The organism is Burkholderia sp. AU33423 (genome assembly GCF_002223135.1).
GTDB classification, from domain to species: domain Bacteria; phylum Pseudomonadota; class Gammaproteobacteria; order Burkholderiales; family Burkholderiaceae; genus Burkholderia; species Burkholderia lata_D.
This window is the reverse complement of record NZ_NKFH01000008.1, coordinates 1-23,550: the sequence shown is the minus strand read 5'-3', so window position 1 is coordinate 23,550 and position 23,550 is coordinate 1. Positions and strand designations below refer to the sequence as shown.

20 protein-coding genes and 1 pseudogene are annotated in these 23,550 nt (G+C 66.9%); 15 read left to right on the top strand and 6 right to left on the bottom strand.

Translation table 11 applies throughout. The features are described from left to right. Positions 1-75: 75 nt before the first annotated feature. Entirely contained in the window at positions 76-990 is a 915-nt protein-coding gene (kdgD, locus tag CFB50_RS31415; protein ID WP_089448477.1) for a 5-dehydro-4-deoxyglucarate dehydratase, read from the bottom strand. Positions 991-1,219: 229 nt separating this feature from the next. Between kdgD and garD the strand changes: the two genes are divergently transcribed. The 4 genes from garD to CFB50_RS31395 all read left to right on the top strand — a co-directional run bounded on the left by garD (position 1,220) and on the right by CFB50_RS31395 (position 4,577). Next, positions 1,220-2,773: a galactarate dehydratase gene (gene garD / locus CFB50_RS31410; protein WP_089448476.1), complete on the top strand. Its 1,554-nt coding sequence runs from the start codon at positions 1,220-1,222 to the stop codon at positions 2,771-2,773. 236 nt (positions 2,774-3,009) lie between these two features. Continuing rightward, positions 3,010-3,411, top strand: coding sequence for a nuclear transport factor 2 family protein (locus tag CFB50_RS31405; RefSeq protein WP_069252541.1), 402 nt, complete (start codon positions 3,010-3,012; stop codon positions 3,409-3,411). Positions 3,412-3,490: 79 nt separating this feature from the next. Beyond that, the gene (locus CFB50_RS31400) at positions 3,491-3,946 is read left to right on the top strand and encodes an RbsD/FucU family protein (protein WP_069252540.1); all 456 of its coding nucleotides are present in this window, start codon (positions 3,491-3,493) and stop codon (positions 3,944-3,946) included. 193 nt (positions 3,947-4,139) lie between these two features. Continuing rightward, the gene (locus CFB50_RS31395) at positions 4,140-4,577 is read left to right on the top strand and encodes a DoxX family protein (protein WP_089448475.1); all 438 of its coding nucleotides are present in this window, start codon (positions 4,140-4,142) and stop codon (positions 4,575-4,577) included. Between the two features lie 103 nt (positions 4,578-4,680). Here the strand turns inward: CFB50_RS31395 and CFB50_RS31390 are convergent, their stop codons facing one another. Continuing rightward, positions 4,681-5,991 (bottom strand): MFS transporter, encoded by a 1,311-nt coding sequence (locus CFB50_RS31390; RefSeq protein WP_069252538.1) that lies wholly within the window; start codon positions 5,989-5,991, stop codon positions 4,681-4,683. A 353-nt stretch (positions 5,992-6,344) separates the two neighbouring features. Beyond that, on the bottom strand, positions 6,345-7,481 hold the full coding sequence (locus CFB50_RS31380) for a branched-chain amino acid ABC transporter substrate-binding protein (protein ID WP_089433550.1): 1,137 nt from the start codon (positions 7,479-7,481) through the stop codon (positions 6,345-6,347). Between the two features lie 661 nt (positions 7,482-8,142). Here CFB50_RS31380 and CFB50_RS31370 point away from each other — a divergent pair. Then, positions 8,143-8,937, top strand: a complete 795-nt coding sequence (locus CFB50_RS31370; RefSeq protein WP_089448472.1) for an AraC family transcriptional regulator — start codon at positions 8,143-8,145, stop codon at positions 8,935-8,937. 78 nt (positions 8,938-9,015) lie between these two features. Here the strand turns inward: CFB50_RS31370 and CFB50_RS31365 are convergent, their stop codons facing one another. Further along, positions 9,016-9,279 carry a hypothetical protein gene (locus tag CFB50_RS31365; RefSeq protein ID WP_039367795.1) on the bottom strand — a complete coding sequence of 88 codons (264 nt, stop codon included), beginning with the start codon at positions 9,277-9,279 and terminating at the stop codon, positions 9,016-9,018. Positions 9,280-9,566: 287 nt separating this feature from the next. Beyond that, a complete protein-coding gene (locus CFB50_RS31360) occupies positions 9,567-11,459 on the bottom strand; it encodes a bifunctional sugar phosphate isomerase/epimerase/4-hydroxyphenylpyruvate dioxygenase family protein (RefSeq protein ID WP_089448471.1) in 1,893 nt (630 codons plus the stop codon). A 257-nt stretch (positions 11,460-11,716) separates the two neighbouring features. Here CFB50_RS31360 and aroQ point away from each other — a divergent pair, with 257 nt between their 5' ends. From aroQ to CFB50_RS31345, 3 genes are read left to right on the top strand one after another with little or no spacing between them, the layout of a single operon-like run. Further along, on the top strand, positions 11,717-12,172 hold the full coding sequence (gene aroQ / locus CFB50_RS31355) for a type II 3-dehydroquinate dehydratase (RefSeq protein WP_089429019.1): 456 nt from the start codon (positions 11,717-11,719) through the stop codon (positions 12,170-12,172). Beyond that, entirely contained in the window at positions 12,169-13,023 is an 855-nt protein-coding gene (locus CFB50_RS31350; protein ID WP_089448470.1) for a shikimate dehydrogenase, read from the top strand. Before aroQ ends, CFB50_RS31350 begins: the two co-directional genes overlap by 4 nt. A gap of 37 nt (positions 13,024-13,060) precedes the next feature. Beyond that, positions 13,061-14,404, top strand: coding sequence for an MFS transporter (locus CFB50_RS31345; RefSeq protein WP_089448469.1), 1,344 nt, complete (start codon positions 13,061-13,063; stop codon positions 14,402-14,404). 106 nt (positions 14,405-14,510) lie between these two features. Here the strand turns inward: CFB50_RS31345 and CFB50_RS31340 are convergent. Then, positions 14,511-15,556, bottom strand: a pseudogene (locus tag CFB50_RS31340) (2-aminoethylphosphonate--pyruvate transaminase). 260 nt (positions 15,557-15,816) lie between these two features. Here CFB50_RS31340 and phnS point away from each other — a divergent pair. From phnS to CFB50_RS31305, 7 genes are read left to right on the top strand one after another with little or no spacing between them, the layout of a single operon-like run. Continuing rightward, positions 15,817-16,905 carry a 2-aminoethylphosphonate ABC transporter substrate-binding protein gene (phnS, locus tag CFB50_RS31335; protein ID WP_089448468.1) on the top strand — a complete coding sequence of 363 codons (1,089 nt, stop codon included), beginning with the start codon at positions 15,817-15,819 and terminating at the stop codon, positions 16,903-16,905. A 34-nt stretch (positions 16,906-16,939) separates the two neighbouring features. Beyond that, the gene (gene phnT / locus CFB50_RS31330; protein WP_011353963.1) at positions 16,940-18,043 is read left to right on the top strand and encodes a 2-aminoethylphosphonate ABC transport system ATP-binding subunit PhnT; all 1,104 of its coding nucleotides are present in this window, start codon (positions 16,940-16,942) and stop codon (positions 18,041-18,043) included. Continuing rightward, entirely contained in the window at positions 18,021-18,941 is a 921-nt protein-coding gene (locus CFB50_RS31325) for a 2-aminoethylphosphonate ABC transporter permease subunit (protein WP_069252528.1), read from the top strand. Before phnT ends, CFB50_RS31325 begins: the two co-directional genes overlap by 23 nt. Further along, entirely contained in the window at positions 18,931-19,791 is an 861-nt protein-coding gene (gene phnV, locus CFB50_RS31320; RefSeq protein WP_059487360.1) for a 2-aminoethylphosphonate ABC transport system, membrane component PhnV, read from the top strand. The genes CFB50_RS31325 and phnV overlap by 11 nt, the downstream gene beginning before the upstream one ends. Then, positions 19,788-21,095, top strand: coding sequence for a phosphonoacetate hydrolase (phnA, locus tag CFB50_RS31315; RefSeq protein WP_179254255.1), 1,308 nt, complete (start codon positions 19,788-19,790; stop codon positions 21,093-21,095). The genes phnV and phnA overlap by 4 nt, the downstream gene beginning before the upstream one ends. After that, positions 21,092-22,546 carry a phosphonoacetaldehyde dehydrogenase gene (gene phnY, locus CFB50_RS31310; RefSeq protein ID WP_089448467.1) on the top strand — a complete coding sequence of 485 codons (1,455 nt, stop codon included), beginning with the start codon at positions 21,092-21,094 and terminating at the stop codon, positions 22,544-22,546. The genes phnA and phnY overlap by 4 nt, the downstream gene beginning before the upstream one ends. Positions 22,547-22,550: 4 nt before the next feature. Beyond that, positions 22,551-23,102: a phosphonate degradation HD-domain oxygenase gene (locus CFB50_RS31305; RefSeq protein ID WP_089448466.1), complete on the top strand. Its 552-nt coding sequence runs from the start codon at positions 22,551-22,553 to the stop codon at positions 23,100-23,102. Positions 23,103-23,550 lie beyond the last annotated feature (448 nt).

The following is a 23,550-nucleotide window of genomic DNA, read 5'->3' as shown; positions in this document are numbered from 1 at the left end:
CGTGATGCGGATACGGCACGCGGGGGAGCCGGCGTGCGGCGCCGATGAAGATCGCGCGCCGCCGGCGAACGCCGCTTACTGCGGGCCCATCTTCTTGATCAGCACGTCGAGCTCGGCCGCTTCTTCATCGGTCAGGTCGACGAGCGGCGCACGCACCGGGCCTGCGTCATGGCCGACGAGCTTCGCGCCCGCCTTCACGATGCTGACCGCATAGCCCGCGCGGCGATTGCGGATCTTCAGGTACGGCAGGAAGAATTCGTCGATCAGGCGGCCGACCGTGGCGTGGTCGTCCTTCGCGATCGCTTCGTAGAATGCCATCGCCGTCTTCGGGATGAAGTTGAACACGGCCGACGAATACACCGGCACGCCGAGCGCCTTGTACGCGGCCGCATAGACTTCAGCCGTCGGCAGGCCGCCGAGGTAGGCGAAACGGTCGCCGAGGCGGCGGCGGATCGTCACCATGCTTTCGATTTCGCCGACACCGTCCTTGAAGCCGATCAGGTTCGGGCAACGATCGGCGAGGCGCTCGAGCATGTCGGCGTTCAGTTTCGAATTCGCGCGGTTGTACACCACGACACCGATCTTCAGCGCACCGCACACCTGCTCGACGTGGTCGGCGATCCCTTCCTGGCTGGCTTCGGTCAGGTAATGCGGCATCAGCAGCACGCCGCTCGCGCCGAGGCGCTCGGCCTCCTGCGCATATTCGATCGCGACGCGCGTCGCACCGCCCGCGCCGGCGAGGATCGGCACCTTGCCCTTGCAGGTTTCCGTCGCGACACGGATCACGTCCGAATACTCGCGCTGCGTAAGCGAGAAGAATTCACCGGTGCCGCCGGCCGCGAACAGCGCGCTCGCACCGTACGGCGCGAGCCATTCCAGGCGCTCGGCATAGGTGGACGGGCGGAAGCTGCCGTCGGCGTCGAAATCCGTCAGCGGAAACGACAGCAGGCCGTGGGAGATGATCTGTTTGAGTTCTTGCGGTGAAGTCATGGTGGGTGTCGTCCGTCTAGCGCGAGTGCTGGTTCGTCGGGAACGGCATACGAGCCGAATTGGCGATGTCGTTGTATGTCATCGTACAACGCAAGAAAGAGCGGCGCAAGCGGTTTGCTGGCGGGTCAAGGGTAGGGTCTTTCCGGATAAGGGTTTACGCAGCATCGTCGACTGAGGTTGAATGTCGTATGATGACTAACGATATCGCAGACAGCTTCCAGGAATTCCGATGACTGCTTCCCCGCTCTATATCCGTGTGCATCCGGACGACAACGTCGCGATCGTCGTCAACGACGGCGGCTTGCCCGAGGGCGCGACGTTCGCCGACGGGCTGACGTTGCGCGAAGGCGTGCCGCAGGGGCACAAGGTTGCGCTGGTCGACCTCGCGGCCGGCGACCCGATCGTCCGCTACAACGTGGTGATCGGCTATGCGCTGGTCGAGCTGCGCCGCGGCAGCTGGGTCAACGAACGCACGATGCGCATGCCCGAACCGCCGGGGCTCGACGACCTGCCGCTTGCAACCCGCGCCGCGCCGCCGCTGCCGCCGCTCGAAGGCTATACGTTCGAGGGTTTCCGTAACGCCGACGGCTCGGTCGGCACGCGCAACATCCTCGCGATCACGACAACCGTGCAGTGCGTGTCGGGCGTCGTCGAGCACGCGGTGAAGCGGATCAAGGACGAGCTGCTGCCGCGCTACCCGAACGTCGACGACGTGGTCGGGCTCGAACACGCGTACGGGTGCGGCGTGGCGATCGACGCGCCCGACGCCGACATCCCGATCCGCACGCTGCGCAACATCAGCCTGAATCCGAACTTCGGCGGCGAGGTGATGACCGTGAGCCTCGGCTGCGAGAAGCTGCAGCCCGAGCGCCTGCTGCCGCCCGGCACGATTCCGGTCGCGGCCGACGGTGCGACCGACAACGGCGGCGTGGTGTGCCTGCAGGACGCCGCGCACGTCGGCTTCAACTCGATGATCGACTCGATCATGAAGATGGCCGAATCGCATCTCGAGCGGCTCAACCGCCGCCGCCGCGAGACGTGCCCGGCATCGGATCTCGTCGTCGGCGTGCAGTGCGGCGGCAGCGACGCGTTCTCGGGGCTCACCGCGAACCCGGCCGTCGGCTTCGCGGCCGATCTGCTGGTGCGTGCGGGCGCGACGATCATGTTCTCCGAGGTGACGGAAGTGCGCGACGGTGTCGCGCAGCTCACGTCACGGGCGGCGAACGAGGACGTGGCGCGCGAGATCATCCGCGAGATGGACTGGTACGACCGCTACCTGCAGCGCGGCCGCGTCGACCGCAGCGCGAACACGACGCCCGGCAACAAGAAGGGCGGCCTGTCGAACATCGTCGAGAAGGCGATGGGCTCGATCGTGAAGTCGGGCAGCGCGCCGATCGCCGGCGTCGTGCGTCCCGGCGATCGAGCGAAGCAGAAGGGGCTGCTGTATGCGGCGACGCCCGCGAGCGACTTTATTTGCGGCACGCTGCAGCTCGCAGCCGGGATGAACCTGCATATTTTCACGACGGGCCGCGGCACGCCGTACGGCCTCGCGCAGGTGCCGGTGATCAAGGTCGCGACGCGCAGCGATCTCGCGCGCCGCTGGCACGACCTGATGGATCTCGACGCGGGGCAGATCGCGACCGGCGCGGCCACGATCGAGGACACGGGCTGGGCACTGTTCCGGTTGATGCTCGACGTCGCGAGCGGCAAGCGCCGCACGTGGGCCGAGCAATGGAAGCTCGCGAATGCGCTGACGCTGTTCAACCCGGCGCCGGTGACCTGACGCGCGCGGCCGTTGCCGCCGAACGATGCGGGCGCCTTCGGGCGCCCGTTGTCATTGCGGCGGTGAATTCACGATCCAGTGCACGCAGCACCTCTCGCGCAGAGGGTGCGAATTCCTTACCTGTCACGTAATCGACCGCTCGCGCGAGGCCGGCGACGATGTCTGCACGCGAACACGCAATACGCAACGCGCGACGTTCGCGACATCGTCCTCTCATCGACCCAAGGAGCCTCGCCATGAACACCGCCCAATCCGCATCGTCCGCTTCGTCCGTTCACGCCGACCTGATCGACCGCTACATCGACGCCTGGAACGAACCCGACGTCGCGCGTCGCCGCGCGCTGATCGACGCGACCTACGCGAGCGACGCGGCCTATCGCGATCCGCTGATGACCGGCGACGGCCACGCCGGCATCGACGCGATGATCGCGGCCGTGCAGGCGCGCTTCCCCGCGTTCCGCTTCCGCCGCACGACCGACGTCGACGGGTTCGGCCCGCACCTGCGCTTCTCGTGGGCGCTCGTGTCGCCCGATGGCGCGGCGATCGTGAAGGGTTCGGACTTCGGCACCGTCGACGCGTCGGGCCGCCTCGCGTCAGTGACGGGCTTCATCGACGAAATGCCGGCCGCGGCGTCGTGACGCGAGCGATGCACGCGCAGCGGCCACCGGGATCGGGTAACGTTATGCGGTTCGTTCCTGATCCCGGAGACTAGCCGACATGCTGAAGAATCTCGACCCGCTGCTGCACGCCGACATCCTGCACACGCTGCGCGCGATGGGCCACGGCGACGAAATCGCGATCTGCGATGCAAACTTCCCGGCGGAATCCGTCGCGGAGCACACGGTGGTCGGCCGCGCATTGCGGATCGACGGCGCGGATTCGGCACGCGTCGTGCGTGCGGTGTTGTCCGTGCTGCCGCTCGACACGTTCGTCGACACGCCCGCGTGGCGGATGGAAGTCGTCGGCGATGCGGCGGCGGTGCCGCCCGTGCAGCGCGAGGTGCAGGCCGAGATCGACCGCGCGGAAGGGCGCGCGGTGCCGCTTACGGGTGTCGACCGGTTCGCGTTCTACGAGCGCGCGCAGCAGGCTTACGCGGTGATCGTCACCGGCGAGCTGCGCGGCTACGGTTGCTTCATCTTCAAGAAGGGCGTGTTGTTGAGCGACGCGGGCTAAACGCCTTTCGATCCCGCCGCCTTCGGGCCTCGCGGCCGCCGCCGTGTAAAGATTTGCTACAACCTTTTTCTTGGACACGGCCGAAACTCTGTCTATGCTGGCCCATTTGCCGCGGGCCCCGCAGGGGCGCGCGGCGCCGAACCGCCCGGGCGCGCCCCGCGCGGACGGCCGAATTGCATACGAGGAGAGAGGCATGACGCGTTCCGTCGATTCCGGCGTCATTTTTTTCGCGCGCCTGGCGCTGGCGGCGTTGTTCCTGTGGGGCGGCGTGATGAAGCTGCTCGGCTACAGCGACTTCGTCGCGTATCTGCACGGGATGAACGTGCCCTATCAACAGGTCGTCGCGCCGATCGTCGTCGCGATAGAGGGGCTCGGCGGCCTGCTGCTGATCGTCGGCTACAAGGTACGGCCGCTCGCGTTGCTGTTGGCGGTCTACACGATCGCGACCGCGATGGTCGGGCACAATTTCTGGGACGCGACGAACGCCGCCGTCCAGCACGACATGGTGATTCACTTCTGGAAGAACGTCGCGATCGCCGGCGGGTTCCTGCTGCTGTTCGTCACCGGCGCCGGCGGCGCGAGCATCGACGCGCTGCGCCGGCCGAGTTCGTCGTACGGCGTGCTGCGCTGAACTGAGCAACGCGCGCTACGGCGCCGAGCAAGACAAAAGGGCCGAATCCCGCACGTCGCGGGATTCGGCCCTTTGTTCATGGAGCGCGCGTACGCGCCGGCGCTCAGTGCGTGGCCTTCACGTCCTTCGCATCCTTCGAGAACTGCACGGCGATCGCGCCGAGCACGCAGATCGCGGCGACGTACACCACCGGTGCGAGCGGATTCGACTTCATCATCAGCGACACGATCACCGGCGTGAGGCCGCCGAAGATCGCATACGCGACGTTGTACGAGAACGAGATGCCCGAGAAGCGCACGACGGCCGGGAAGCTCTTGACCATCACGAACGGCACCGCGCCGATCGTGCCGACCATGAAGCCTGCGATCCCGTAGTAGAGCGGCAGCGTCGACGCGTCGGCCGCGACCTGCGCGAACAGCAGGTAGTAGCACGCGGCCAGCCCGATGCCGCCGATGCCGAGCACACGCTTCGCGCCGATCCAGCCCGCGAGCGAACCCGCGGTGATGCAGCCGGCCGTCAGGCACAGCGTCGCGACGCTGTTCGCGAACAGCGTCGTCGCGGGCGTCAGGTGGAACTGCTTCTGCAGCAGCGCGGGCGTCATCAGGATCACGACGACGATCGCGGCCGACAGCATCCACGTGAGCAGCATCGACACGATCACCGCGCGGCCGTGGTCACGCAGCACGGCCTTCAGCGGAATCTCGGCCGCGAGCGCCTTCTTCGCCTTCATCTCGGCGAACACCGGCGTCTCGTGCAGCCAGCGGCGCAGGTACACCGAGAACAGGCCGAACACGCCGCCGAGCAGGAACGGGATGCGCCACGCGAACGCGCCGACTTCGGCGGTCGAGTAACGGCTGTTGATGCCGGCGGCGACCAGCGAGCCGAGCAGGATGCCGGCGGTCAGGCCCGCGGTCAGCGTGCCGCACGCATAGCCGATGTGGCGCGACGGCACGTGCTCGGACACGAACACCCATGCGCCCGGCACTTCGCCGCCGACGGCCGCGCCCTGCAGCACGCGGAACAGCAGCAGCAACACCGGCGCGAGGATGCCGATCGTGTCGTAGGTCGGCAGCAGGCCCATCAGCAGCGTCGGCACGGACATCATCAGCACGCTCAGCGTGAACATCCGCTTGCGGCCGAACAGGTCGCCGAAGTGCGCCATGATCACGCCGCCGAGCGGGCGCGCGAGATAGCCGGCCGCGAAGATGCCGAACGTCTGCAACTGGCGCAGCCAGTCGGGAATGTCGTGCGGGAAGAACAGTTGCCCAATCGCCGGCGCGAAGAACACGAAGATGATGAAGTCGTAGAACTCGAGGGCGCCGCCGAGTGCGGCAAGGCCAAGGGTCTTGTAGTCGCTGCGCGTGAGCGCGCGTTCGGCGGCGCGAGGCACGCCGCTCAATTCGGAAGCTTGCATGGTCAGGACGATCGGTTTTCGAATGTAGTTGTCGGTGCTGCGTCTCCAGGGCCCGCTTTTCGGCATGGACTGACAAGGCGCGGCTTGCCTCGTCGAAGCGTGGCGCGTGCCGGGTGAGGCACGAAACATGCACCGCCGCACCGGGATGGGGCGCGGCGAAGACGAAGCGTCAAAGCGGGTGGGGGGATTCTACAGGAGCGCGAAATGCACGCGCGTGGGCGCGCGCCAGGGAGCGGTTCGGATCGCGAAGCCGAAGCCGAAGCCGACGCAGACGCAGACGCAGACGCAAAAGCGCGCGCGGCGCGGGCGGCCGGTGAGCCGCTGACGCGCCGCGCGGGGCAGGGTCTCGCGTATCAGTTGCCGGCGATCGTATCGACCGGCTTGAACGCGCCGTGCTCGACCTTGTAGATCGTCACCGGCGCATCCCTCAGGTCGCCCTTCGTGTCGTACGCGATGCTGGGGGCCGACACGCCCTTGACCGACACCTTGCCGAGATACGGCGTGTACACCTTCGGGTCAGTCGAGTTCGCATCCTTCATCGCGGTGAGCAGCGCGATCGTGCCGTCGTACGAGTACGGCGAGTAGGTGATCACGTCTTCGTTGAAGCGCGCCTTGTAGCGTGCCGCGTAGCCGGCGAAGCCGGGCATCTTTTCCTTCGGCAGCCCGCCCATGTAGACGATCGCACCTTCGGCCGCGTCGCCGCCGACCTTCAGGAACGTCGGCGAACGCGACATCTCGCCCGTCACGAACGCCGACTTCATCCCCAGCTGGCGCATCTTGCGGATCATCGGCGACGATTGCGCGTCGCCGCCGCCGTAGAAGATCGCGTCCGGGTTCATCCCCTTGAGGTTGGTCAGGATCGCGGAGAAATCGAGTGCCTTGTCGTTCGTGAAGTCGCGCTTGATGATCGTGCCGCCCGCCGCTTCGACGGCCTTCGCGAATTCGTCGGCGATGCCCTGGCCGTAGGCCGTGCGGTCGTCGATGATCGCGATGCGCTTGAAGCGCAGCGTCTTCACCGCGTACGTGCCGACGATGCGGCCCGCCTGCGCGTCGCTCGTCAGCAGCCGGTAGGTCGTCTTGTAGCCGCGCGCCGTGTATTGCGGCGACGTGGCCATCGAGATCTGCGGCAGCCCCGCGCGATCGTACAGGTCGGACGCGGGAATGCTCGTGCCCGAGTTGAAGTGTCCGATGATCCCGCGGACGTTGTCGTCGATCAGCCGCTGCGCGACGGTCGTGCCCGTGCGCGGGTCGGCCTGGTCGTCCTGCGAGTCGAGCTGGAACGTGACGGGCTTGCCGCCGATCGTCGGACGCGTCGCATTGAAATCGGCGATCGCGAGCTGCACGCCCTTTTGCATGTCCGTGCCGTAGTTCGACTGCGGGCCGGTCAGCGGTGCGGCGAAACCGATCTTGACGACGTCGGCGGCGATGGCGTGCGCGCCCGACAGTGCGCAGGCAGCGGCCAGCGCGACGTGCGATACCTTCAGCTTCACTTTCACTTCCCCTTGATGGCGTGGTTGGGCCGCCGCCGGCTGGTGGGCCGGCGCCGGTAAACCGGGCGAGACGGTTCGGTCGGCAGGCCGATGCGAGGGCCGTGCGCGCTTGCCGCGTGCTGTCCGGGCTGTGCCGAAATCGGCGCACCTGATGGCCGATGCCGCAGGCCATGCATGCCGATTGCTGCCGCGGCGTGAGGTCGTCTCGTGACCGTGAAGCGAAGTCTAGATAGCGAAAATGCGTGCGTCTTGCGCGTTCGATGCGCGGCCGGCGACGATATCGGCATATCGTCGATAACCCTGATATATGCCGAAATCGTCACGCCGAATGCGCAAACGCGCCAAGACGCTGCACGTTCGCATTTTTATGCTGGCGAGTTCGGGCGTGCGGTGCCGGTATGCGAACGCGCCAGTCCGCGCGCGGCATGCAGGCCCCGGCGCACGCGTGGGGGTTGCATCGACGCAAGCGGATTCGCGGCCGGCCGCCGCACGCTCGGCGCAGTGGTTGCGCACGCAACGTATGTCGCGTGACGATGCCGGCCGATCGGCGGCGCGTTGCGATGGCCGCCGCCAACTTGCCCGCCTTTGCGATCGACGCGACGCGATCGAAGGGGCGCTTCTATAATCGACGCCATCTGCCACTCGCATTGCGGTTGCCGGGATGACGCCCTTGCTTGCCGTACCGCCCATGAGCCTGTCCGAACCGTTGCGTTACCAGCCCGACAACGCCGATCTCGGCGCGATGCTTGCGCACTTCCGCCTGCTCGAACCGGTGTTCGATGCACTGCCGGACGTCGCATTCTTCGTGAAGGATGCGAGCGGCCGCTACGCGATCGTCAACCGCACGCTGGCGATGCGCTGCGGCTACAAGGACAAGCGCGACCTGCTCGGCAAGACGGCCGACGAAGTGTTTCCGCGCCGCTTCGGCCGCAGCTATTTCGAGCAGGACATGGCGACGATCAACGCCGGCCAGCAATTGGTGGACCAACTCGAGCTGCACCTGTATCCGGGCCGTCAGCCGGGCTGGTGCCTGACCTGCAAGGAGCCGCTGCGCGACGCCGCGGGCAGGGTGATCGGCCTCGCGGGCATCTCGCGCGACCTGAAGGCGCACGAGGGATCGCACCCGGCGTACAGCCGGCTCGCCGACGTCGTCCAGCACATCCAGGATCACTACGTGCAGCCGCTGAACCTGAAGCATCTCGCGCAGATGGCGGGGATGTCGGTCGCGCAACTCGAGCGCTATTTCCACAAGGTGTTCCACCTGACGCCGCGCCAGGTGCTGCTGAAGACGCGGCTCGATGCGGCCACCGCGCTGCTCGTCACGCACGACAAGGTGACCGACGTCGCGGCGCTATGCGGCTATACGGACCACAGCGCGTTCACGCGCCAGTTCAAGGCGACGGTCGGCGTGACGCCGACGGAATACCGGTTGATGCTGCAGGAGCGGGCAGGGTGACGCGACACGCCGAAAGGGCCGGCGGGTCGCTGGGATCGGGGTGATGCGGGAAAACGGGACAGGGATGAAAACGGCGGCTCAGCGGTAGCCGAGCCCTTTCAGGACGGCGGTGCCGTCTTCGGTCAGCCGGAAGCTGGGTGCCGTTTCGGTGTCGAGCTTGACCATCTCGACGAGACCGGCTTCCTGCAGCGCAGGCAGTTCGGGTTTGGCATTGGCGCCGATCGGTGCGTGCAGCAGCACGAGCAGCGTCGCGATTTCATGATGACTGAGCAGGCGGCGCAGCATCGTCTTCTTTGCAGGGGGCGCGGCCGGGCGGCCCGCGGGTGCTTCTACGGCGCTCATCGCTTTCCTCCTTTTCGAGATAACCATCGGGTACTGGTTGCGGATGGTGCCGTCGAAGACTTAAGCGATTCTTAAAACCAGGGCGGGTGACGGGATGCTGCGCTGCGGTACGGGTTACCGGATGTAACGCCATATGGAATGCGGTTTCCCGCCCGATCGCGGCGAGCCGTGCGGGCAGGGGCGCGGCCCGGGAGATTCACCACGATGGTGCGCGCGGGTGCGGCCCTTCGAAGTCGCCGCGGGCCGCGAATGTGATGTGCTCCTTGATCCTGATCAGCGCCCTGTCGTCATTTCCTGCGCTGCGCCTGTGCGGCGAGCCGCACGGCCGCGTTCGTCGCCCCGTAGCCGTCATATCCGCCGCGCCGCTCGACGATCTCGAGCGAGAAGCGGTTGTCGACCAGTTCTGTATACGCATGCAGGAATTCGCCGCCGTGCTCGTCGCGGTCGTACAGCAGGTGATGCGTGCTCAGCGTGTCGATCAGGTCGTCCGGCAGCGCATAGCGTGCGGCGAGATCGTCGTAGTAGTTCGGCGGAATGCGCAGGAACGGAATGCCGTCGGCCGCGAATGCGGCGATCGTCTTCACGATGTCGTCGGTGCGGAACGCGACGTGGTTCAGCCCCGTGCCGTGGTAGCGGTCGAGCGATTCGGCAACCGCCGTGTGCCGGTCGACCGACGCGTTCAGCGCGATCCGCACCGAGCCGTCGGCGCTGCGCACCGCGCGGCTGCGCATCAGCCCGTATGGGTCGGGCACGAGCCAGCTGCGCTCGGCCTCGAAGCCGAATGCCGTCTTGAAGAACAGGATCCACGTATCGAGCGCGTCGGCCGGCAGCGCAAGGCACACGTGGTCGATACCGGTCAGCGGGCCGACTTCGCTCGGGCCGTCGATGTCGGTCAGCACGAAGTCCGATTCGTACAGCGTCGGCGCGTTCGGCGCTTCGTCGACGAAGTATTCGAGGCTGCCGTCCGGCGCCTGCACGCTCGGCATCACGCGCTCGTTCGGCCCGACGCGGCCGGAGAACGGCGCATAGCCGAAGCCGGCCGCACGTTCGAACGCCACTTTCGCGTCGTCGACGCGGAATGCCGATGCGCACAGCGACAGCCCGTGCTGCTGGAAGAACGCATCGGCGAACGAGTCGCGCTCGGCGTTCAGCACGATCGACGCGGCGCCGTGCTGGAACAGCGTCACGTCCTTCGAGCGATGGCGGCCCGCGAGCCGGAAGCGCATCCGGCCGAGCCATTCGCCGACGGTCGCCGCCGCCTGCGCATCGACCGCGAATTCGATGAACTGGAACCCGACGTGCGCGGGCGGTGCCGGCGGTGCGAACAGCGGCTGGCTGGCGGCCGGCGCGCGGCCGTCCTGCGCGAGCCGTTCGCGCGTCAGTTCTTCCAGATAAAGCAGCGAGCGATGGCCGTCGGCAGCCGTGATCGCGGTCGGCGCCGCGCGGAAGCCGTCGTTGAAGATCTCGAGCGACAGCGGCCCCGTATAGCCCGACTCGATCACGCGCGCGGTGAAGCGTGCGAGGTCGAAGTCGCCCTGGCCCGGGAACGAGCGGAAATGGCGGCTCCATTCGAGCACGTCCATCACGAGCTTCGGCGCATCGGCGATCTGCACGAATGCGATCCGGTCGCCGGGGATGTCGGCGATCGCGTCCGGCGAATCGTCGAGCGACAGTGTATGGAAGCTGTCGAGCGCCAGGCCGAGATGCGGGCTGTTCACGGCATTCACGAGTTTCCACGCATGGCCGTAGCGCTTCACGACGCGGCCCCACGCGAGCGCTTCGTACGCGGCGACCACGCCGGCCTGCCGTGCGGCTTCGGCAAGCGCGCCGAGCTGGTCGACGAGCAGCCCGTCGTCCGCGATCGTGTCGGCCGACACGTTGCTGCACACCAGGATGCGGTCGGTGCCGAGCGCATGCATCACGTCGAACTTGCGCTTGATCCGGTCGAGGTTGCGGGCGAGCTGGGCCGCGCTTACCCCCTCGAAGTCGCGAAACGGCTGGAACAGCACGATGTCGAGGCCGAGATCGGCGGCCATGCGCCGGACGTCGGCCGGCGATCCATCGAAGTAGACGAGGTCGTTTTCGAAGATTTCGACGCCGTCGAAGCCTGCGGCCTGGACGGCGGCGAGTTTCTCGGCGAGCGTGCCGGACAGTGACACGGTGGCGATCGAGCGCTGCATGGGCGATTCCTGCGGATGAGCGGGGCATGGCGTCGGTTGAATCGACCCTGAATGAACCAGTCGTTGTACTTCCGGCGAACGCCATATCCCGAATTTACTGGGCTAGTGATACGTATTGTACAAACTAACTAGGTGGTACAAATTAGCGAAAACCCGAAAAGACAGCCCGCGTTCCCGGGCGCACACTAGCGCCAAATCCCGATGTTTTCGAGGCGATGCCGGTCACGGTCCGCCCCTGTTTTAGGAGCAGAATCACCATGAGCAAGCACAAGGTGCTGGTGCTGAACGGCCCGAACCTGAATCTGCTGGGGACGCGCGAGCCCCATATCTACGGCGCGGAAACGCTCGCCGATGTCGAGCAGCGCTGCCGTACGGCGGGCGAGGCGCTCGGGCTGGAAATCGACTTCCGCCAGTCGAACGCCGAGCACCAGCTGATCGACTGGCTGCACGCCGCGCGTCACGACACGCACGGCATCGTGATCAACCCGGCCGCCTATACGCATACGTCGGTGGCGCTGGCCGACGCGCTTTCCGCGATCGCGAAGCCGGTGATCGAAGTGCATATCTCGAACGTGCATCGCCGCGAGGCGTTCCGTCACCATTCTTACGTGTCGGCGCTCGCCGAAGCCGTGATCTGCGGCTGCGGCACCGAAGGCTACGTGTTCGCGCTGCAGCGTCTGGCGACGCTGTTCGCGCAGGGGGCCGCACGATGAGCCGCCCGTCGTTTCTGATCGGCCTGATCGGCCAGGGCATCGGCGGCTCGCTGTCGCCCGCGATGCACGAGGAAGAAGGGTTCCGCCAGGGGTTCGGCTATGTCTACCGGCGCATCGATCTCGACGTGCTCGGCTTGACCGTCGACGCACTGCCGCAACTGCTCGATGCCGCGCAGCGGATGGGCTACAACGGCCTGAACATCACGCACCCGTGCAAGCAGCGCGTGATCGAGCACCTCGATGAACTGTCGGACGATGCGCGCGCGCTCGGCGCGGTGAACACCGTGCTGTTCAAGGACGGCAAGCGGATCGGCCACAACACCGACTGGTCGGGTTTCGCGAAATCGTTCCGCCGCGGGTTGCCCGATGCGTCGCTCGAACGCGTCGTCCAGCTCGGCGCGGGCGGTGCGGGCGCGGCCGTGGCGCATGCGGCGCTGCAGATGGGCGCGGCCGAACTGACGATTTTCGATGTCGACGGCACGCGCGCCACCGCGCTTGCGGCCGAACTGCAGGAGCGCTTTCCCGCGGCCCGGGTCGCGCCCGGCGGCGATCTCGCGAGCGCGATGCGCGCCGCGACGGGCCTGATCCACTGCACGCCCACCGGCATGGCCAAGCATCCGGGCCTGCCGCTGCCGGCCGAGCTGCTCCACGCGGGCATGTGGGTGGCCGACATCGTGTACTTCCCGCTCGAAACCGAACTGATCCACGCGGCGCGCGCGGCCGGCTGCGCCACGCTGCCGGGTGGCGGGATGGCCGTCTACCAGGCGGTCGACGCGTTCGAGATCTTCACCGGACGCACGCCCGACGCCGAGCGGATGTTCGATCACTTTCAGTCGCTCGTCGCGCGCTGACCCCCTTACAGACACAGAAAGAGACCAGGAGACGACCATGCAGCACACCACCCACACGAGCGCCGCGCCGGCGCAGGCGTCCGGCACCGTCCGGCGCACTTCGGCGCGCTACAAGATTCTCGCGCTGCTCGCGATCGGCACGATGATCAACTATCTCGACCGCACCGTGCTGGGGGTGGCTGCGCCGCAGCTCACCAAGGAGCTCGGCATCAACGCGGCCGTGATGGGCATCATGTTTTCCGCGTTTTCGTGGACGTATGTCGCGATGCAGGTTCCCGGCGGCCTGTTCCTCGACCGCTTCGGCAGCAAGATCACCTATTACTGGTCGATGACGCTGTGGTCGCTGTGCACGTTCCTGCAAGGCTTCGTGCCGGGCGTCGCGACGCTGCTCGCTTGCCGGCTCGGTCTCGGCGTGACGGAAGCGCCGTGCTTCCCGACCAACAGCCGTGTCGTCGCGACGTGGTTCCCGCAGAACGAGCGTGCGATGGCGACGGGTACCTACACCGTCGGCGAGTACATCGGCCTCGCGTTCTTCAGCCCGGTGCTGTTCGCGCTGATGGGTGCGTTCGGCTGGCGCTCGCTGTTCTGGGTCGTCGGCACGGTTGGTATCGTGTTCGGCCTGGTCTGGTGGAAGTTCTACCACGAGCCGCGCAACCATCCGGGTGCGAATTCGGAGGAGCTGGCCTATATCGAGGCGGGCGGCGGTCTCGTGCATGGTGCGCGCAAGAGCGGCGACAAGGGCGACAAGCCGGCGCAGGCCAAGTTCAGCTGGTCGATGGTCGGCCAGTTGGTGAAGAAGCGCCAGCTCGCGGGCATCTGCCTCGGCCAGTTCGCCGGCAACTCGACGCTCGTGTTCTTCCTGACCTGGTTCCCGACCTACCTCGCCACCGAACGCCACATGGGCTGGCTGAAGATCGGCTTCTTCGCGGTGATGCCGTTCATCGCCGCGTCGGTCGGCGTGATGTTCGGCGGAATCTTCTCCGACTGGTTGCTGCGTCGCGGCAAGTCCGCGAACCTCGCGCGCAAGCTGCCGATCATCGCCGGCCTGCTGCTCGCGTCGACGATCATTCTCGCGAACTACGTACAGAGCAACGAGGCCGTGATCGCGATCATGTCGGTCGCATTCTTCGCGCAGGGGATGGCCGCACTCGGCTGGACGCTCGTGTCGGACATCGCGCCGGACGGCCTGCTCGGCGTCACGGGCGGCATCTTCAACTTCGCGGCGAACCTGGCGGGCATCGTCACGCCGCTCGTGGTCGGCTTCATCGTCGCGTCGACCGGGTCGTTCGTCGGCGCGCTCGTGTTCATCGGCGTGATCGCGCTGATCGGTGCCGCGTCGTACATCTTCGTGGTCGGCGACATCAAGCGGATCGAGCTGTAAGCATCGGCTCCACGCAGATCCTGTGCGTTAGCCCGGCAGCCGCAAGGCCGCCGGGCTTTTTTGCGTGCGCGCGCCGGCGGTTGAGCCGGCTGGCGTGGTACGGCGCTTACGCGCGCTGCACCGCGATGCCGAGCGATTCGACCGCCTGCGCAATTGCCGCAACCGCGCGCCGGATATCGTTCGAGTCGATCGCGCCGATGCAGCCGACACGGAACGTCTCGAGCTGCGTGAGCTTGCCCGGATACAGGATGAAGCCCGCGTCGCGCACCGCGTCGTAGAAGCGGCGGAAATCGTAGGCCGGGTGGTCGGGCGCGTGGAACGTGACGATCACCGGCGCCTGCACGCTCGGATCGAGGAACGGCGTGAAGCCGAGCGCGTGCATCGATTCGACCAGCGTCCGGCAGTTGTCCGCATAGCGCGCCCCACGCGCCGGCTGGCCGCCTTCGGCGAGATACTGGTCGAGCGCGGCGCGCAGCGCGGCGATCACGTGCGTCGGCGGTGTGAAGCGCCACTGGCCCGTCTTGCGCAGGTATGCGTACTGATCGTGGAGATCGAGCGCGAGCGACGGCGAGTTGCCTTCGCTCGCGTCGAGCGCGTCGCGCCGCACGATCGCGAACCCCATCCCCGGCACGCCTTCCAGGCACTTCCCGCTCGCCGAGATCAGCGCATCGATGCCGCTGCCCGCCAGCTTGATTGGCAGCGCGCCGAACGAGCTCATCGCGTCGACGATCAGCCGCTTGCCGTGGCGCCGGCACACGCCGGCGATGTCGTCGAGCGGGTTCAGGATGCCGGCGCTCGTCTCCAGATGCACCTGCGCGACGTGCGTGATGCGCGGCTCGCGCACGAACGCGGCTTCGAGCGCGGCCGGATCGACGGCCGCGTCCTCGCCGAACGGCAACGCGATTGCTTCGATACTGAGCCGGCCGAGGATCTTCAGGATGCGCGCGCAGTACGCGCCGTTGTCGGGCACCAGCACGACGCCGTCACGCGGCACCAGCGTGCCGAGCGCGGCTTCGACCGAGAACGTGCCGCTGCCCTGCATCGGCACTGATTGAAGGCGGCATCCCACGAGCCCCAGTCATGTTGCATTGCGTGGCGCGTTGTGGCGGACGTGGTGAGCGGGCCGGGCGTAAGAAGAATCGGATCGGACATGGCTTTTCCCTTGCAAAGATCGGAAGAAACGCCGGGCGGCATTTCTGAATGACTTGCATGATATTGGCAAAATGTGTCATTTTTTGGAAATTGCCGCATTCGTCACGGGTTTGTCATCGAACGCTGTGATCCTTCGCTTGCCGCGCGAAACCTCACCTCGGCGCGGCAGCGAGGCGGGCCGTCGAGCGGCCCCGCCCAGAGATAACAGGAGAGCCGGATCGTGCCCCGGCCATTTGGTGTTCCGCCTACGGAGAAGTCAGATGACACTGCAGAAACCCTCGCGCGCCGCTGCCGGCGCGTTCCGCAAGCTTGCGCTGGCCGCCAGCGTCGCCGGTCTGATGGGCGCCGCGCTGCCCGCCCATGCGGCGAGCGCGGTCGTGCTGTATACGGCAGACGGTCTCGAGAACCTCTATCGCGATGTGCTGCCGGCTTTCGAGAAGAAGGAAGGCGTCAAGGTCAACATCGTGACGGCGGGCAGCGGCGAAGTCGTCAACCGCGCGAACATCGAGAAGAACTCCCCGAAGGCCGACGTGATCGTCACGCTGCCGCCGTTCATTCAGCAAGCGGGCCAGATGGGCCTGCTGCAGGCGTACCAGAGCGTGAACTACAAAAACGTGCCGGCCATCGCGAAGGCCGAGGACGGCACGTGGGCGACGTTCGTGAACAACTACTTCTCGTTCGCGATCAACCCGGACGTCGTGAAGAGCCAGCCGAAGACGTTCGCGGATCTGCTTGCGCCGACCTATGCCGGCAAGGTCGCGTACTCGAACCCGGCCACCGCCGGCGACGGGATGGCCGTGCTGATCCTGACGACGTCGCTGATGGGCGAGGACAAGGCGTTCGACTACCTCGCGAAACTGTCGCAGAGCGTGAAGTTCCACACGAAGGGCACGGGCTACCTGAACGTGCTGCTGTCGCGTAACGAAATCAGCGTCGCGAACGGCGACCTGCAGATGGACCTCGACGATGCCGAACACGGCGCGCTGTCCGTCAAGCCGATCTTCCTGGCTGCGAAGGATGGCGACCAGCCGACCACGTTCCAGCTCCCGTACGGCATCGGCCTGATCAAGAGCGGCCCGAACCAGGATGCCGGCAAGAAGCTGATCGACTACCTGATGTCGACGGACGTGCAGTCGAAGGTGCCGGACATGTACGGCATCCCGGGCCGCACGGACGTGCCGCTGGCCGGCAAGAACGGCGAAGCGGTCAAGAAGGCGATCGCGGGCGTGAAGCTGATCCCGGTCGACTGGACCCAGGTGATGGCGAAGAAGCCGGTGTGGATCGAGCGCTGGAAGAAGGACGTGATCGGCAGCTCGGGCAAGCAGCTCGACGTCGTCAAGCCGAAGTGATCGGCGCACGCCGCCTGTATTTGTGAGCAAGAGGATGAACCCGGTGGAAACCACCCTGACCCATCCCGGCGCATTCGGCGCCGCCGAACCGCAGGCAACGCTGCGGTCCGGCGCGCCGGGCGGCGTGCAGATCGAACACCTGAGCGTGCGCTACGGCGCACGCACGGTGCTGGAAGATCTGTCGCTGTCGATCGGTGCCGGTGAATTTCTGACCGTGCTCGGCAAGAGCGGCTGCGGCAAGACCACGCTGCTGCGCTTCATCGCCGGGTTCGTGAAGGCCGACGGCCTGACCGGCACGCTGACCGTGGCCGGACGCGACCTGACCTATGCGCCGCCGCACAAGCGCAACCTCGGTCTGCTGTTCCAGAATTACGCGCTGTTCCCGCACCTGACGGTGTTCGAGAACGTCGCATTCGGGCTGCGCGCACGCGGCATGGCGTCGTCGGAAGTGACGCGCCGCGTCGCCGACGCGCTGAAGCTCGTGCAGCTCGGCGATGCGGGCCATCACCTGCCCGCGCAACTGTCGGGCGGGATGCAGCAGCGCGTCGCGCTGGCGCGCGCGCTTGTGATCGAGCCGGACGTGCTGCTGCTCGACGAGCCGCTGTCGGCGCTCGACGCCAACCTGCGCGCATCGGTGCGCAGCGAACTGAAGGCGCTGCACGAGCGCCTGCCGAACCTGACCGTCGTCTGCGTGACGCACGACCGCGACGACGCACTCGTGCTGTCCGATCGCGCGCTGCTGATGCGCGACGGCCACATTGCTCAGCTCGGTACGCCGCAGCAGCTGTACGACGCGCCGCAGGACGGCTACGTCGCACGCTATCTCGGTCCGGCGAACCTGCTGCCGCCGCACGTGATCTTCCCGCTCGGCGATCCGCGCCACGAAGTGCGCGGCAAGGTGGCCTGCGTGCGCCCCGAGCGCCTGACCCTGATGCCGCCGGCCGCGGGCGGGCTGCACGGCACGGTGTCGTCCGTCGAATGGCAGGGCGCGGACCTGTCGATCGCGGTCACGATCGATGCGGCCCCCGACGAGCCCGTGCGCGTCACGATGCAACGCGGCCGCGGTGCGGCTCCCGAGCGCGGTGCGCGCGTTTCCCTGCATTGCGAGGCAGACGATGTCGTCCTTATCGAGCCCTGAAGCCGGCCTGCCGCCGCACGTGCTCGCGTCGGCCGCCGCGCACGCCGCCGCCGCGCGGCGCCGCAAGCGCATGGGCGACCTGCACCTGGCCGCGCTCGCGATCGTCCTGCTGGGCCCGCTCGTCGTCTATCCGCTGGTGCGGCTCGTGCTGCTGAGCGTGTCGGGCGACCACGGGCTGAGTTTCGCCGCGTACCGCACGTTCTTCGGCAACCCCGATACGCGCAGCGTGCTGCTGACCACACTGGGTGTGCTGTTCGCGAGCGCCGGCACCGCGTCGGTGCTCGGCGTGCTGCTGGCCGCGCTGCTGTTCTTCAAGCCGTTTCCGGGCGCATCGCTCGTCACGCGTTTCCTGGAACTGTACGTCGCGTTCCCGTCGTTCCTCGTCGCGTTCACGCTGATCTTCCTGTACGGCTCGCAAGGCTCGATCAGCATCGCGCTGCAGCACCTGTTCCATCTCGAGAATCCGCCGCTCGATTTCCTGTTCGGCATCGGCGGCGTGATCCTCGCGCAGACCGTGTTCTATACGCCGTTCGTCGTGCGGCCGACGCTCGCGTCGTTCGCGACGCTCGACCTGCGGCTGATCGAAGCCGCGCGCAGCCTCGGCGCGTCCGGCTGGATGCTGGCGCGCCGCGTCGTGCTGCCGATCGCGTGGCCGGGCATCGCCGCCGGTACCGTGCTGTGTTTCCTGCTGACGTTGAACGAATTCGGGATTCTGCTCGTGCTCGGCAGCGCACGGCTCGTGACGCTGCCGGTTGCGATCTACAGCAGCGCGACCGTCGACCTCGACCTGCCGACCGCGTCGGCCGGCGCGGTCGTGATGCTCGCGCTGTCGCTGGCGCTGTATGCGGTTTATCGCCGCGTGAACCGGCGTGCGACGGGAGGAAACGATGTCCGCTGAATTTCGTATCGGGCAAGCCGTGCCGCGCCACCAGATCGGCTGGGGCGACACGGTGCTCAAGCATGCGTCGCGTGTGGCGCTCGCGCTGGCCGCGTTCGCGTGCTTCTGGCTGTTCGTGTTGCCCGTCATCGTCGTCGCGCTGTCGAGCGTGTCGACGCAGTGGTCGGGCACGATTTTGCCGGCCGGCTACAGCCTGCGCTGGTTCGAGCGTCTCGGGTCGCCGGAATACGACGCGCTGCTGACGAGCCTGGAAATCGGCTTCGGCGTGTCGGCAGTCGGCACGATCCTCGGGCTGTGGCTTGCGCTGGCGCTCGAAGGGCGCGACCGGCGCGGCCTCGGCGCGGTGGTCGATGCGCTCGTGATGGTGCCGAACGGTGTGCCGAGTGTCGTGCTCGGGCTCGCGGTGCTGATCGCGTATCACCAGAAGCCGGTCGACCTGTCGAGCTCGGCGGCAATCGTAGTGCTCGTGCAGCTCGCGCTGATTTTGCCGTTCTGCTATCGCTGCGCGGCCGCTGCGCTGCGTCCGGAACTGACCGTGCTGCGCGAAGCGGCGGCGAGCCTCGGTGCGCCGCCCGCGATGGTGCTGCGTCGCGTGCTGCTGCCGCAGCTCGTGCCGGCGCTGCGCGCGAGCCTCGCGCTCGGTTTTGCGCTGTCGCTCGGCGAGCTCGGCGCGACGCTGACGGTTTATCCGCCCGGCTTCGCCACCGTGCCGATCGTCGTGATCGGCCAGGTGGAGCGCGGGTATTACCTTCCGGCATCGGCACTGTCACTGCTGATGCTCGGCGCGTCGCTCGCGGCGCTGCTGCTGATCGCTGCGCGCGTGCCGCGCGGCAAGCGGGTGGCATCATGAACGCCGCGTTCGCATTGCGCCAGCCTGGCGAAGCGTCGGCAGCCGGCGCATCGACGGGGCTTGCGGGGCGTTCCGTCGACGTCAACGGCCGGCACTACCGGCTGCCGGTCGAGCCGACCGTGGTCGTCTGCGTCGACGGCTGCGAGTACGACTATCTCGAACGGGCGGTGGCAGCGGGCGTCGCGCCGTTCATTGGCCGGATGATCGCGGAAGGCACGGCCTGGCGCGCCGATTGTGTCGTGCCGACCTTCACCAACCCGAACAACCTGTCGATCGTCTGCGGCGTGCCGCCGTCGGTCCACGGCATCTGCGGCAACTACTTCTGGGATCCGGCCGCCGACGGCGGGCGCGGCGCCGAAGTCATGATGAACGACCCGGCCTACCTGCGGGCCGGCACGTTGCTCGCGGCGGCGTCCGACGCCGGTGCGCGGGTCGCCGTCGTGACGGCGAAGGACAAGCTGCGCCGGCTGCTCGGCTGGCAGCTGAACGGCATCTGCTTTTCGGCCGAGAAGGCCGCGCAGGCGAATCTCGCGGAAAACGGGATCGTCGACGTGCTCGACTGGGTCGGCCTGCCGTCGCCGGACGTCTACAGCGCGGCGTTGTCCGAATTCGTGTTCGCGGCCGGCGTGCGGCTGGCGCAGACGCGTCAGGTCGACCTGATGTACCTGTCGACCACCGATTACGTGCAGCACAAGTGCGAGCCGGGCAGTGCCGGCGCGAACGCGTTCTACGCGATGATGGACGGCTACCTCGCGCAGCTCGACGCGCTCGGCTGGGCGATCGGGCTGACGGCCGACCACGGGATGAACGCGAAGCACGATCCCGCGACGGGCCGGCCGAACGTCATCTATCTGCAGGACGCATTCGACGGCTGGTACGGCGCGCAGGCTGCGCGCGTGATCCTGCCGATTACCGATCCGTACGTCGTGCATCACGGCGCGCTCGGCTCGTTTGCGACCATCTATCTAGCGCCGGGCGTCGACCGGGCCGAGGCGATGTGGCGTGTCGGCGACCTCGACGGCGTCGAACTCGTGCTCGACAACGCGGAAGCCGCCGCCCGTTTCGAGCTGCCGGCCGACCGGATCGGCGATCTCGTCGTGATCGGCCGCCGCGACATGACGCTCGGCACGCGCGAGCGCGAACACGATCTGTCGGGCCTCACGGTGCCGCTGCGTTCGCATGGCGGCGTGTCGGAGCAGGAAGTGCCGCTGCTGTTCAATCGCCGTATCGAGCCGGCCGATCCTGCGCGTCGGCCGCGCAACTTCGACGTGTTCGATTTCGTGCTGAACCGGGTCGCGACATGATGGCTCATCCCCGACACGATCACCCGGCGTTTCGCGCGGAGGCGCTGCGCTGGTGCGGCACGCGCGCGACGCGGGAACGCACGCTCGACGTCATGGACCCTTACACGGGTACACGCGTCGGGACGGCGCCGCTGGCGAGCGTCGACGATGTGCGCGCGGCATTCGACTACGCGATGGCGTACCGGCCGAAGCTCACGCGGTACGAGCGTTCGCAGATCCTCGAGCGTGCGGCCGCACTGTTGCGCGAGCGCACCGAGGAAGCGTCCGACCTGATCACGCTCGAATCGGGGCTGTCGAAACAGGACTCCCGCTACGAGATCGGCCGCGTGGCCGACGTGTTGAAGTTTGCGGCGGTCGAGGCGCTGCGCGACGACGCGCAGAGTTTCTCGTGCGACCTGACGCCCCACGGCAAGGCGCGCCGCGTGTTCTCGCAGCGGCAGCCGCTCGACGGTGTGATCGTCGCGATCACACCGTTCAATCATCCGATGAACCAGGTGGCGCACAAGATCGCGCCGGCGATCGCGACCAACAACCGCGTGATCGTGAAGCCGTCGGAGAAGGTGCCGCTGTCGGCGTTCTACCTGGCCGATCTGCTGTATGAAGCCGGGCTGCCGGAGCCGATGCTGCAGGTGCTGACCGGCGAGCCGCGCGAGATCGCGGACGAACTCGTCACGCACCCGCATGCGTCGCTGATTACGTTTACGGGCGGCGTGGCGATCGGCAAGGCGATTGCCGCGCGGGCCGGCTACCGCCGCATCGTGCTGGAGCTGGGTGGCAACGATCCGCTGATCGTGCTCGACGATGCGGATCTCGAACGCGCGGCGTCGCTGGCCGTGCTCGGCTCGTACCGGAATTCGGGCCAGCGCTGCACGGCGGTCAAGCGGATGCTAGTACAGCGCTCGATCGCGCCCGCGTTCACCGAATTGCTCGTCGAGAAGACGCGCGCATGGAAATACGGCGATCCGTTCGATCCCGCCAACGAAATGGGCACGGTGATCGACGAGGACGCGGCGCGGTTGTTCGAGGCGCGCGTGGAAGCGGCGGTGGCGCAGGGCGCGCGCCTGCTGACCGGCAACGTGCGGCGCGGCGCGCTGTATGCGCCGACGGTGCTCGACAACGTCGATCCATCGATGACGATCGTGCGCGAGGAGACCTTCGGGCCGGTATCGCCGGTGATCACGTTCGATACGATCGACGACGCGATCCGGATCAGCAACGGGACGGCGTTCGGACTGTCGTCGGGCGTCTGTACCGACAGCACGGCGGCGGTCGTGCGGTTCGTGAACGAGCTGAACGTCGGCACGGTGAATGTCTGGGAAGTGCCCGGATACCGGATCGAGCTGTCGCCGTTCGGCGGGATCAAGGATTCGGGGCTCGGTTACAAGGAAGGCGTTCAGGAGGCCATGAAGAGCTTCACGAACCTGAAGACGTTTTCGCTGCCTTGGGAGTGAACGAATGGCATTGACGATGGAAGAGATCCACGGGCTGTATCGCGAGCATGGCCATGTGGCCTATAGCGGTGAGCCGGTCACGCAGCTCGAGCATGCATTGCAGAGCGGATTGCTGGCGGAAGAGGCGGGGGCTGACGAAGCGCTGGTCGCGGCGGCATTCCTGCATGACCTCGGGCATCTGCTGAATCGCCAGGGCGAGACGCCGAGCGCGCGCGGGATCGACGATCTGCATCAGTATTACGTGCTGCCGTTCCTGCGGCCGCTGTTTTCCGACGCGGTGCTGGAGCCGATCCGGCTGCACGTCGACGCGAAGCGCTGCCTGTGCCGCACGGACGCCGGCTACTTCGAGAGCCTGTCGCCGGACTCGGTGCGCAGCCTCGCGCTGCAGGGCGGCATCTTCAGTGAAGAGGAGACGGCGGCGTTCCTGCAGCGCCCATTCGCCGAGGACGCGCTGCGTCTGCGCCGCTGGGACGATACGGCGAAGGAAGCAGGCAAGGCGACGCCGGATCTCGATCACTATATGGAGATCGTCGCGCGCCAGGTGCGCGCGGCCTGACGGTTCGGCTGCTTCTATATATAAGGCCCCGCACGCGGCAGCGTGCGGGGCCTTATATTTTTGAGAAACCCCTTGCGCAGATCGAAGAGGCTGCCTACAATCACGCCTCTTTCGCGCTAACGGAAACGCGGCGCGGGAGAAGGGAAGCAAGGTGGGTGGTGTGCTGGAGTCTGAGGCGCACAGCTGGCCTGGAAGTTGAGCCCCGCAGTCGCAACGATGTAGTTTAAAAAGTTGTTGACGAGCTGCGAAACACGGTTCATAATCTCGCTTCTCTGCTGCTGAAAACGCAGCGCTGCTGAGAAACACGAAGTTTCTCGCAGAAATGCTCTTTAAAAATTAACAGCCGATAAGTGTGGGCGCTTGATGAAAGCGAGCTGATCCTCGGATCAGATAGCGAAAGTATCAAGAGTCTCACACTAAAGTAAGTCAGGTTTATGAAGTGATTCAT

Excerpts from the sequence above, each read along its gene's own strand:
- phnS (WP_089448468.1), top strand. The coding sequence starts at position 15,817 with ATGACACTGCAGAAACCCTCGCGCGCCGCTGCCGGCGCGTTCCGCAAG.
- CFB50_RS31365 (WP_039367795.1), bottom strand. The coding sequence starts at position 9,279 with ATGAGCGCCGTAGAAGCACCCGCGGGCCGCCCGGCCGCGCCCCCTGCA.
- CFB50_RS31370 (WP_089448472.1), top strand. The coding sequence starts at position 8,143 with ATGACGCCCTTGCTTGCCGTACCGCCCATGAGCCTGTCCGAACCGTTG.
- CFB50_RS31405 (WP_069252541.1), top strand. The coding sequence starts at position 3,010 with ATGAACACCGCCCAATCCGCATCGTCCGCTTCGTCCGTTCACGCCGAC.
- phnT (WP_011353963.1), top strand. The coding sequence starts at position 16,940 with ATGAACCCGGTGGAAACCACCCTGACCCATCCCGGCGCATTCGGCGCC.
- CFB50_RS31360 (WP_089448471.1), bottom strand. The coding sequence starts at position 11,459 with ATGCAGCGCTCGATCGCCACCGTGTCACTGTCCGGCACGCTCGCCGAG.
- phnA (WP_179254255.1), top strand. The coding sequence starts at position 19,788 with ATGAACGCCGCGTTCGCATTGCGCCAGCCTGGCGAAGCGTCGGCAGCC.
- CFB50_RS31400 (WP_069252540.1), top strand. The coding sequence starts at position 3,491 with ATGCTGAAGAATCTCGACCCGCTGCTGCACGCCGACATCCTGCACACG.
- aroQ (WP_089429019.1), top strand. The coding sequence starts at position 11,717 with ATGAGCAAGCACAAGGTGCTGGTGCTGAACGGCCCGAACCTGAATCTG.
- kdgD (WP_089448477.1), bottom strand. The coding sequence starts at position 990 with ATGACTTCACCGCAAGAACTCAAACAGATCATCTCCCACGGCCTGCTG.
- CFB50_RS31325 (WP_069252528.1), top strand. The coding sequence starts at position 18,021 with ATGTCGTCCTTATCGAGCCCTGAAGCCGGCCTGCCGCCGCACGTGCTC.
- CFB50_RS31305 (WP_089448466.1), top strand. The coding sequence starts at position 22,551 with ATGGCATTGACGATGGAAGAGATCCACGGGCTGTATCGCGAGCATGGC.
- CFB50_RS31350 (WP_089448470.1), top strand. The coding sequence starts at position 12,169 with ATGAGCCGCCCGTCGTTTCTGATCGGCCTGATCGGCCAGGGCATCGGC.
- CFB50_RS31395 (WP_089448475.1), top strand. The coding sequence starts at position 4,140 with ATGACGCGTTCCGTCGATTCCGGCGTCATTTTTTTCGCGCGCCTGGCG.
- garD (WP_089448476.1), top strand. The coding sequence starts at position 1,220 with ATGACTGCTTCCCCGCTCTATATCCGTGTGCATCCGGACGACAACGTC.
- phnY (WP_089448467.1), top strand. The coding sequence starts at position 21,092 with ATGATGGCTCATCCCCGACACGATCACCCGGCGTTTCGCGCGGAGGCG.
- CFB50_RS31345 (WP_089448469.1), top strand. The coding sequence starts at position 13,061 with ATGCAGCACACCACCCACACGAGCGCCGCGCCGGCGCAGGCGTCCGGC.
- phnV (WP_059487360.1), top strand. The coding sequence starts at position 18,931 with ATGTCCGCTGAATTTCGTATCGGGCAAGCCGTGCCGCGCCACCAGATC.
- CFB50_RS31390 (WP_069252538.1), bottom strand. The coding sequence starts at position 5,991 with ATGCAAGCTTCCGAATTGAGCGGCGTGCCTCGCGCCGCCGAACGCGCG.